8 protein-coding genes are annotated in these 10,640 nt (G+C 47.2%); 6 read left to right on the forward strand and 2 right to left on the reverse strand.

The features are described from left to right. The first annotated feature begins 162 nt into the window (after positions 1-162). The gene (locus J5I83_RS05570; RefSeq protein WP_304053986.1) at positions 163-2,046 is read left to right on the forward strand and encodes a proton-conducting transporter membrane subunit; all 1,884 of its coding nucleotides are present in this window, start codon (positions 163-165) and stop codon (positions 2,044-2,046) included. Positions 2,047-2,268: 222 nt separating this feature from the next. Here J5I83_RS05570 and J5I83_RS05575 read toward each other — a convergent pair whose 3' ends face one another. Beyond that, positions 2,269-2,409, reverse strand: coding sequence for a hypothetical protein (locus J5I83_RS05575; RefSeq protein ID WP_304053989.1), 141 nt, complete (start codon positions 2,407-2,409; stop codon positions 2,269-2,271). Positions 2,410-3,011: 602 nt separating this feature from the next. Here J5I83_RS05575 and J5I83_RS05580 point away from each other — a divergent pair. Together J5I83_RS05580 and J5I83_RS05585 are read left to right on the forward strand one after the other, a co-directional pair. Continuing rightward, positions 3,012-3,464 carry a CHRD domain-containing protein gene (locus J5I83_RS05580; RefSeq protein ID WP_304053992.1) on the forward strand — a complete coding sequence of 151 codons (453 nt, stop codon included), beginning with the start codon at positions 3,012-3,014 and terminating at the stop codon, positions 3,462-3,464. Between the two features lie 250 nt (positions 3,465-3,714). After that, positions 3,715-4,644, forward strand: coding sequence for an arginase (locus J5I83_RS05585; RefSeq protein ID WP_304053995.1), 930 nt, complete (start codon positions 3,715-3,717; stop codon positions 4,642-4,644). Between the two features lie 29 nt (positions 4,645-4,673). Here J5I83_RS05585 and J5I83_RS05590 read toward each other — a convergent pair whose 3' ends face one another. Next, positions 4,674-5,690, reverse strand: a complete 1,017-nt coding sequence (locus J5I83_RS05590; RefSeq protein ID WP_304053997.1) for an ornithine cyclodeaminase — start codon at positions 5,688-5,690, stop codon at positions 4,674-4,676. Positions 5,691-6,171: 481 nt separating this feature from the next. Here J5I83_RS05590 and J5I83_RS05595 point away from each other — a divergent pair, with 481 nt between their 5' ends. The 3 genes from J5I83_RS05595 (at position 6,172) to J5I83_RS05605 (ending at position 10,290) form a co-directional block, all read left to right on the forward strand. Then, positions 6,172-6,546, forward strand: a complete 375-nt coding sequence (locus tag J5I83_RS05595) for a DUF2934 domain-containing protein (RefSeq protein WP_304054000.1) — start codon at positions 6,172-6,174, stop codon at positions 6,544-6,546. Positions 6,547-6,708: 162 nt separating this feature from the next. Beyond that, entirely contained in the window at positions 6,709-8,574 is a 1,866-nt protein-coding gene (locus J5I83_RS05600; protein WP_304054002.1) for a lytic transglycosylase domain-containing protein, read from the forward strand. Positions 8,575-9,057: 483 nt separating this feature from the next. Further along, positions 9,058-10,290 carry an AI-2E family transporter gene (locus J5I83_RS05605; RefSeq protein ID WP_304054003.1) on the forward strand — a complete coding sequence of 411 codons (1,233 nt, stop codon included), beginning with the start codon at positions 9,058-9,060 and terminating at the stop codon, positions 10,288-10,290. The last annotated feature ends 350 nt before the right edge of the window (positions 10,291-10,640 follow it).

Raw genomic sequence — 10,640 nt, forward strand, 5'->3', positions numbered from 1 at the left:
GGACGGAAACTTCTCGACTGTGTATAAGCCCTTGTTGCAGGGACTGGAAACCATATCGGATATTCCGAAATTGATGGAAGGTGCTAAGAAAGCAGAGTTCACCAACATTGTCGAAGCAACCCAAGAGAATTTACCCGTCTACTTCATTGATAAGGAAAAAAAATGACACCGCTACTGACATCCCTGCTCAAACTGTTCATATTCATTCCATTAATTGGATTTGTCCTGAGCATGATTATTCCACCGCGGAAGGAGGATGCTATCTCGTGGATAGCCTACTCTACCACGGGCATCCAAATGGTTATTGGTTGGGCATTCATGGCTCTCTGGCTGGCTGGCGGTTATCCGACGCTCCAGACAGTTGAGCTTATTCTTTATGATACGGAACGTTATCAGTTTTTCATTTCACTATATTTCGATAAGATCACCGCAGTTTACCTCTTTGTCGGTTCTTTTCTGGTTTTCATGATAACGGTGTATTCCAGATGGTATCTGCATCGAGAACAGGGTTATAAACGCTTTTTTAATACGATTCTGTTCTTTTATATCGGCTATAACGTCATCATATTCTCTGGAAATTTTGAGACCCTTTTCATCGGATGGGAAGTATTTGGAATCACCTCCTTCCTGTTGATCGGATTCTATAGAGGACGGTATCTGCCGGTAAAAAATGCCTTGAAGGTATTTACCGTATTTCGCGTTGCCGATATGGGGCTGATCCTGGTTATCTGGATGAGTCATCATCTGTGGCATGAAAACATCATGTTCTCGAAGTTGCTGCACCCGGAACTAGTTAGTCAGGCCCTCCAGGATAACGCCGAAGTGGGCATTCTGATATCTCTTATGTTGGTGCTGGCTGCCGCAGTTAAATCGGGCCAGCTCCCATTTTCCTCATGGGTGCCGCGTGCGATGGAGGGGCCGACACCATCCAGTGCAATCTTCTATGGCTCTCTTTCAGCACACCTGGGAGCATTTCTTCTGCTTCGCACTTATCCTTTCTGGGAAAGCCAGATAGCCATCGTGACAGTCGTAGCCCTGCTCGGCTTGTTTACCAGTATTGTTGCTACGTTTATTGCTCGCGTACAGTCGTCGATTAAAACGCAGATTGCTTACTCTTCAATCGCGCAGATCGGGATCATCTTCATCGAAATCGCGTTGGGTTTTTATGATGTTGCCTTGATTCATTTTGCAGGTAATGCATTCCTGCGTTGCTATCAACTGCTGGTCTCGCCATCGGTAGTAACTTATCTCATTCGGGATCAGTTTTATCACTTTGTTCCTCGACAGTATTCCGATGAGCACACAACTTTCAAAGGGATCGGGTACTCCCTGTATATGCTGGGCATAAAAGAATTCAATCTGGATTCTTTCATGTACGTATTTTTCTGGGATCCCGTGAAGTGGATTGGTCGCAAATTGAATCTTGTATTGTCGGGAGTTCAAGGATTCCTGATTGTGACCGCAACTTTTCTCGGTGGGCTCGCCTGTCTGCACTTCAAGCAATCACTGCCGGCTGAGGTGCAATCAGTCCTGCCGACACTCTTTGCCCTGATAGGTCTTGTTGTGGTACTCAAGTCCTTCACTGAGAGGATGAGCCCTCGTCTCAGTTGGTTCTTCATTATCATGAACTATCTATGGATGGCGTTGGCGATGTCGTTCTATGAAGAGGTGACAGATCTGGAGCTTCAAATCTTCCTGAGTGGTGTAGCTCTTGCAGGCTTGATCGGGTTCCTTTGTCTGAGCTGGACGAGCAGACTGGAACCCGGAACTGACCTGAAAGGAAAGCACGGTCATGTTTACGAGCACCCTGGACAGGCTTTTATTTTTCTGCTTGCCTGCTTGGGACTGATGGGTTTCCCGATTACACCCTCTTTCCTCGGCATAGATCTTGTTTTCACGCATATTCATACAGACCAGGTGTTGTTCGCTTTTGTCCTGGCTTTGAGTTTTGTTATCGTTGGCCTCTCACTAGTAAGAATATATTCTCGAGTCTATCTCGGGCCTCATGTTAAAACCTATCATGATGTTCCAATTAACAACTCGTGATGATTGAGAAAATTGCAATCAGAAGTAGAAAATATGGAAATGCTGACATTCTGCTAGCGTAGGCAGCGTCAACATGGAAAGGCCAGCCGGATGATTAACGTGCTGGCCTTTTGATTGCTCCAAAGATGGGGTTTTTAGATTGGAATTAAATCAATCTGGCATTTGCTGCACGCTAGGTGGATGCCGTGTTTGCAGTTGGCACTAATGGCAGGAGCTCTATTTTCAGGTGGCCATCGGATTCACGAATTGCACCGCATGGTATTTTGTATCCTCCTTGCTGGCGAATATCTTGGAGAGCTGCGCTGCCAAATCCGCTGCCCGGGTGTAATCCTCTTCTTTTCTCGAGATCGTGGCATCGAACATGTCAGCACCGCTTGCTTGTGCGGGGGAATGGTTTCGGCTTCGAGTTGCTTTATAAATGCCTTAAATTCTTCCGTCATGTGATGCTGCTCCGATGTATTGCAGGATGTAGGCAGAGCCAGGGCTGTCAGAATGACGCATGAACGATAGACGAGAACTTGCCAAATATTCTACATCTGCTGCGAATAACTGTTATCACACCTGGTTAATATTGATTTCTCTTCTTTCTTCAAACGCTTCTCCACCGTTTCTCTTCGAGTCGTCTGGTTACATTTCTGCGCTAGCTTTCTTTGAGTGTCTTTTACCCGAAAGGTAAAAAATGCATTTGGCTTACGACGTATTCCATGTTTGAACTAACAAGGATTTTTTGATTGTTTGTCAATTGAAGAGGGTTCTACGTGTTTGCACGTATTTTTTTAGCCAGCATATTTTAATATGCTATCAAGATAGCGGAAAAAGTAGTTATTTTCCCTATGCCTTATTTTGGACTCAATAAAGAATTTTTCACAAGAAAATATTCAATAAACCAAAAGGACAAAAGGACAAAAGGAGATTAACTCATGAAAGCAACTATTACCCTATCCTCGCTGCTAGTCCTTATACTCTTGGCTAGCAGCGCTTATACCCACGATACGCTTGAATTCAAGGCCAGGCTTTCCGGAGGGCAGGAAGTCATGCCTGTGGATTCCCGGGTTCAGGGAAAGGTGCGGTTTGAAGTGAATAGTGACCATACAATGATAGGTTACGAGCTTAAGATTAAAGCCCGTAAAAAAGAAGCGATAGGTTTGCTTGGCGTCGCAGGAGCACATATCCATTGTGCATCGGTTGGCGAGAATGGACCGGTAGTGGCTTTTTTGGCAGGTGAAGTGAGTGGAGGGGTCGAAGGCAGGGTTGAGATTGAAGCGACTCTCACAAATGTGAATATTGTCGACACAAGCTGCGGCGCAACTATACAGGAACTTGTCGAGGCAATGCGTAATGGGAGAACCTACGTGAATGTACACAGCGTGAAAAACCCTGCGGGCGAAGCGCGGGGACAGATAGAGCTGGACAATTGACAGCTCACCAGAAGTTGAAAAAGTGGCGTTAGGCGGTGCCTGCATGTCGGCTACTGAACTGTTATCACTGTCTTCTTTCTAGCAAAAGGCAGTCTACCATGCCGGAGATTGCGCAAAGTTGAGGAATCTTCATTACTGCCATCCAGTTAACGTAATCGACGTAGGGGTTAATGGACTATCACCAGTAGCCGTTTACGCAGCAACATTATGAAAATCGATAGGTTGCTTAATCCGTTGATTTCGTATGGCTATGGCTGGCATAAAAAGCGATCGGTTTCATCTTGGAGACATTATCCGCCAACTGTGCCATCATTGCTTTATGACGACATGCATACAAACACTGGGAATTGCTTCCGGTCTGGGTGGGCCGGTGCAGGCGTGCGGCTATGCGGCAGAATTGTTGCGCGATGAGTTTGAGCGGCAGCCGGCGCATGCTGGACTACAGTTGCAATGGCATATGCTGTATCCAGAAAAGAAGGGTTTAAAAGAAACCAGGTTATTTCAACTCTACCAGAAAGCAAGTCAATTTACCTGCTACTGGACTGAAACACGGCACCCTTTTCTGGTGATTGGCGGCGATCATTCATGTGCGCTCGGCACCTGGGCGGGGGTGTTGCAGGGATTGCCGCACAGCAACGAACTAGGCTTAATCTGGCTTGATGCGCATATGGACGCGCATACTTTTGCCACCACACCTTCCGGCAACATACATGGCATGCCGGTTGCTGCGTTGTTGGGCAAAGCAGATGAGCGTCTGAGCGCAGTGTATCCCACTGACCGTTTTATTCAGCCGGAGAATCTGCTGCTGATCGGTGTACGCAGTTATGAAGCAGGTGAATATGCTCTTTTGCAACAGGCCAATGTCAAGATTATTTTTGCTGATCAAATCAGTGATTTTTCGCAAACACTGCTTGCGGCCATTGAGCAATTAAGTAGCACTTGCAGGATGATAGGCATCAGTCTCGACCTGGATTTAATCGATCCTGAAGATGCGCCGGGTGTAGAGACACCTGTGCCGGGCGGGATTAAAGCCGCCGCGCTGTTGGCTGCGCTGGCCGCGGTGAAGCGTCATACTAAGCTCTGCGGCCTGGAGATCAGCGAATTCAATCCGGAAAGCGATCGGCACGCCAAAACGCTGCATCTGATGAGAACGGTTGTCGAAGTGTTTTATGCAGATTAACAATCGGTTCTTATTTTTCGGGGAGAAAGTCAGGAAGTAAGCAATAACACACTGAACAAATCTTTCGCATCGTGTGGTTCGGGCAGTAATGCGATTTCGCTGCCTATTTGATGTTCTATAGCCAGTTCATACACTAAACGCAGTGTTGCAAAATCTTCCAGGGCAAAGCCAATCGAATCGAACACGGTAATTTCAGCAGCATTTTCCCTGCCCTGCTTGCGGTTAGTGACGAGTTCCCATAACTCAGCGTAAATATCACTCGCATCGCACTGTTGTACTTCACCTTCCTTTAATGCTTGCGGAGTATATTCAACGACGATTTTCGCTGCTTCCAGCAACACCCGGCTTAGCTCGGTTTTGCCGGGACAATCGCCGCCCATGGCATGAATATGTGTCCCTGGCGCGATATCCTGCAATTCGAACAAGATCTGCGGTTTCTTTGCTGCTGTTGCCGTAATGACCATATCGGTATTGTGGACAGCTTCCCGAATGCTGGTGCAGGGTATTAATTCGAAAGCGTACGGTGCCATATTGCGAGAAAATTTAGCCATAGCCGCTGTATCGATATCGAAATAACGTATTTCCTGTAACGGGAAAAGAGTGCTAAAACCCATTACATGAAACTCTGCTTCTGCTCCAGTACCGATGATTGCCAAAGACTGAGCATCTTGCCGGGCCAAATATTTAGCTGCCAGAGCGCCCGTTGCTGCTGTGCGGAAAGCGGTCAGCAAAGTCATTTCGCTTAGCAGCAGCGGATAGCCTGTAGCGGTATCGCTTAACTGACCGATGCTGACCACGCTCAACTTGCCTTGTGCTGGATTACCGGGGTGGCCATTGACATATTTGAATGCATAGAAACGATCATCTGCGCAAGGCATCAGTTCAATCGCGCCTTGTGCATAATACGTTGCATGGCGCACGGATTTATGGAACGCTCCCCAACGGGAAAAATCGCTTTCCACAGCCGTAATCAGTCTGTCAAAAAAAGCCTTAAGGCCAATGATTTTGATCAGCTTCTGAATGTCGTTAACACTAATAATTTTCATTGTTCAATTCCAGGCAATGCAAACCAGCTTTTCCGTTAGCATCGTTTTTTGCCACGGGAGCAAGACGGCGTTATTGGCATAGCGGCTTATGGGAAAGTATCTAAACTGACATACTTGTACTTGTTCAGGATAACAAATAAACAAACATCAGCGACATTAAAATGAGCGTCTCGCTGTTGAAGAAGAAATATATGTAGCTTTTGACGTCTTACCCATTGCTTGAGTCAAAAAGATTTCTGATCAACTGATCTATAACGGTTATTTCTACGTGTTTGTACGTATTTTTTTAGCGATTGTATTCCGATAGACTATAAAAATTTCAGAGCCCGAGCAAGAAAGCGTTTATTTTTCCTTTATATCAACGGCTCTGGTCGCCGGTGTTAGGGGTGTAGCCTAATCTGGCAGTTTCAAGGAGCGCTCAACTTGCGGTCTTGGTCCGTTCGTTTCGCGCTCCTCATCTTCAACGATGGAGGATAAAGACATGGCTAAACAGACACGTACTGTTGTTAACCAGCAAATTAATCGTGATATGACATGGCAAGGAACTTTTAGTCTTGAGCAGCGCGAGGCAATGATTCGCGAGGCTGCCTATTACCATTACCAGAAGCGTGGCGGCGTCCCGGGGCATGAGCTTGATGACTGGCTTGCAGCTGAAGCTGAGCTTGAGCTTGAGCTTGAGCTTGAGCGCAGAACAGCCGAATTGCAGGAATTGCCGCCTGGTATGGAAATACAGCAGAGCGGGGTCCATGGGGCGAGGAAGGACGATAAATTGAAGCGGATGGTCAAGCAGCATCCGCAAAAGGCCATACCGCAGATTGACAGTGTGGAGCCGGAAAAGGCGCCAGCTAAGGAATGATATCGGCAAGAACAACCAAGCATGGACGTCACTGTACCTTCAGCCAGCGTAGCAAACGTGAATAGCTGTGCCGCTCTATCACGCTGCATGCGATTGCCGATAAATGTCTGGCATGCAAGAAGTGCAGTATGGCTGTAACAATTGCCGCTTTTCTCCTTTCCGATGGCCAGTATTAGCTCATACTGGGCAAATTTACTGAAAAGCTGGATTCTGTTGCCGGTGGTGTTGCTGCTGTTGACTAGCGGCGCAGGTGCAAGTGAAATTAGTGTGCCGTTGAAGCTGGATGATCAGTTTCTGCGCCGCATCTTACTCGAACAGATTTATACCGCTCAAGGTAATACAGCGCAAATACTTGACGGACAAACGGATTGCAGCACTCTTGTTCTTTCTGATCCACAAATTGGTCCACATGCTGATCAAATCCGGATCGTTACTGCGGTCAAAGCAAGGTTTGGGCAAAGGATCGCCAGCGGCTGCTGGCACCTCCCTAAGTGGCGGGGATTCATTGAAGTCTTTTTGGAGCCTGCCATCGTTCCGGAGCAAGCCACGGTCGAATTTCGAATAGTCGACTCGAATCTGCTCGATCGGGAAGGAAACAAACCTCTGGTAAGTGGCGCGCTGTGGGACTGGGTTACACCGTATGTCCATTCACGATTAGCGGCGTTGAAAGTAGATCTCACTGCGCCACTGCAGGAGATCCGGGCGCTTATCCCTCTGATGCTTGCCACTAGCGGCGTTAATGACGCGCAGCGTACGCTGGAATCGATCAAGTTTTCCGGATTGGAAATCGTCCAGGAGGGGCTCGTGTTAACCCTGCAAATCAGTATTCCCGAGATGGCTGGCCAACCGATACGTCCTCTTGCCGAACCAGCGCTGACTTCAGAGGAAATGTTGCGCTGGGAAGCAGCCTGGCAGCGTTGGGATGCATTCTTAACCTTTGTGATCAAGCGGGTGGCACAAGACACCGAACAGATAGATTTACGCCGGGCGCTGCTCGAGGTTTTGCTCGACGGCCGTTACGATCTGACAGAAAGTTTGATCGGCTGGAAGGAGGGAACTGCAGACCCGGTGCGTGGATTGTTTCTGAAAAGCTGGGAAAGGCTTGCGCCTATTCTGCAGCAGATGAAGACTACTTTGCCGGGGACAGAGGCGATCCGCTATCTGAGTTTCGTTACAGCGGCAGATGCGCTAAAAGCGATGGATCAGGTGAGTGAAAAAGTTGGTTATGAGATTTCTGCTGACGGCCTGCGCCGGCTGGCGCGCATGCTCGCGCCCGAGTTTGAGGAGGATCCTCTTATTTACCATCTCGACGTAGACCCGGAACTACGCCGGTTATTTGGCTTCGGGTTGCCACTGCCGGTGTCGAATCAAACACCAGATATTGATAGTGGCACCTGGTTCTTCTTTGCCCCAGTGTGGGCGGCGGATGGACCAGACCGCGCCCTGATCAAAAAACTTAACAGTTGGGTGCCTGATGCTGGTGAAATCGAAACCTTCTTGCCGCTCGTCGAAGATCTGCTTGATTATACTGTCAGCGCTACCATTCGCAGCAAAGGCCTGACAGACAAGTATCATGAATTCTTCCGCCATTTGTCTCTTGCCACTGCATGGCAGGAGAGTTGTTGGCGGCAATTCGTCAAAAAAGGCGGCCGAATTGAACCGCTTACGTCGCCTGCAGGCGCAGTTGGCATTATGCAGGTGAATCCGAAGGTATGGCGCGGTTTCTATGAAATTCCGGCTCTGCGTAGCGATATCAGCTATAACGCCTCAGCGGGAAACGAGATTCTGCACCATTATCTGACAGACTATGTTTTGGCCAGGGATGAACACAAAAGGAATAGAAGTTTCGACTATCTGGCTCGCCTGTCCTATGTCACTTATAACGGTGGTCCGGGTTATTTCGAGCGATACCGAAAGAAGTCTGCATCGAAAGCTGTGCATCAGGTCGCTAGCGCCTTCTGGGAAAAATACCAGAGCATGAAAACAAGCGGTCCGTCTGCGGTAGCCAGTTGCTATGGGCAATCCTGAGCCGATCTTGCGGTCGGGTTGTGTGCTAGCTGAATCTGACTGGGCAAGGGTGAATAGTTTGATTCAGTAACTGAGCTAACCCAATCAAGAAGCACAAATCATGCTGCTTGCCAGTGTGATGCCTACTGAAGCTATGGCATAGGGGGATTCCTGCAATTTCCTCTTTTACCAGAACAATTCGTTAGGCCAGGCGTGTGCTCTGCTCTGAGGTAGGGCATGCTCAACACGCACATCCAGGCAGCTCTTCGTTGCATTTCTGCAGCCGAGTCCGGACAGTATCGATACTTTCCACAGTCATGCGGCAAAGCAGCAAATGACTCCTGAAAACCATAAGCAGGCAGTTGCAGGAGGTATCTTGCAACATGGTTATCCTTTATACTTCCGCACACAGATTTATTTATCGCTATGCTGGAAATAACAATTTGATTAAGGAATTTTTGATCAAATCTTCCTCGAATATTAATTGCTCAAAGAATCTAAATAATGCCATTCAATTTGGATAGTTTTTATGAAGCTAACCGTCGCATACTGATCTGGTTCATCCTAATCGGCTTGTTATGGTTATTGCGTGACTTTTTCGGACTGATTTTTATTACATTTGTTCTTGCTTTCATCGCTATACCCTTGGTTCGCCTTGGCCGGGACAAACTGAAACTGCCTTACCGTTTGTCTCTGACATTGGTATATATTTTTTTTCTGGTTGTACTAGGAAGCTTCGTTCACTATGTTACGCCCAGCGTAATCGGCGAGGCCAGCCGTTTTATGAACAATATCAGTGAGGTGCGACTGAAACTGATGGAATTAAAGCGCGATATCGGCAGCAAATATCCTGGCGTAGAGCGCTCATTACATGGTTATATGCGCAGCATTCTGGACGAGAATACTCAACGCGTGATAGATAGAGAACTTAAATTGTTTCAGGAAACGATCAATCTTCCCGATATTGATCGCCCGGAACTTGATAACGACAATCACATCTCCGCAGTTGCACTGGAAAAACTGAAAAAATATTACGATAAGGAAGCAGAGCTGCTGGTGAATTTTCTGATTACAAAGCAGATGGGTAAAGTCCGTGAGGAACTGCCAAAATTTATCAATCATCTCTATCAAGCTACCGGCACCATGCTGCTTGCACTATTATTCAGCTTCCTGATTCTGTTTGACAGTGTTCGCCTGGGCGATTTAATGAAAAGCCTGCATGATTCCCGGCTGCGTGATTTTTATCAGGAAACCGCGCAACCGGTAATTCGCTTCACGTATGTGGTTGGCCGCGCTATCCAGGCACAGGCAATGATTGCCTGTGTAAATACCTTCCTGACGTTGTTGGGCTTGATCATTCTGGGCATACCCTCGGTAGCGCTTTTGTCATTGATTGTATTTGTCTGCAGTTTCATTCCGGTGCTGGGCGTTTTCATTTCCACTACACCGATGGTGCTGGTTGCATTGAATACCGGTGGCCTGACGCTAGCAATAGCAATAGTGGTCATGATAACCGTCATCCATATTATCGAGGCCTACGGACTTAATCCTTTGATCTATGGTAAACACTTCAAACTCAATCCGGTGCTGGTACTCATTATTCTATTGATTGCTTACCACAGCTTTGGTTTATGGGGGATGATATTAGGTGTTCCGGTCTCTTATTACTTTATCCATGATGTATTTGGTGTACCTTTGTGGGATGAACGGCGGTTAGAGCCAAATACAATCGATTAATTTTATGTATTGACTAACATTTGCGCAAACAGCTTCGATATCATACGTCCTTTGCCTGTGAGTGACATCCGCTGAGCGAAACAGCTCGATGGTTTTGACTAACATATCCAGCCAGTCATCACTGTCTTGCTGCAGTTAAGGAAGACGCTAATTTCCCCTCCGCCCACTCACGATCTGCGCTTTTTTCATTAAGCAAAATTTTGCTTCTGTCTATTGTCGGTCAAATATAGCCTACGTCACATAAAATGATTCAATTTTAAAGAGTTGCTCAACGGTTTGGTTTTGTTGTTTTCTGATTGCTTTGGCTTGTGCCCATTTGTGCTCAATGGGGTTAAGGTCTGGTGAATATG

The sequence above is a fragment of the Nitrosomonas communis genome, assembly GCF_024102715.1.
In the GTDB taxonomy this organism is placed as follows: domain Bacteria; phylum Pseudomonadota; class Gammaproteobacteria; order Burkholderiales; family Nitrosomonadaceae; genus Nitrosomonas; species Nitrosomonas communis_B.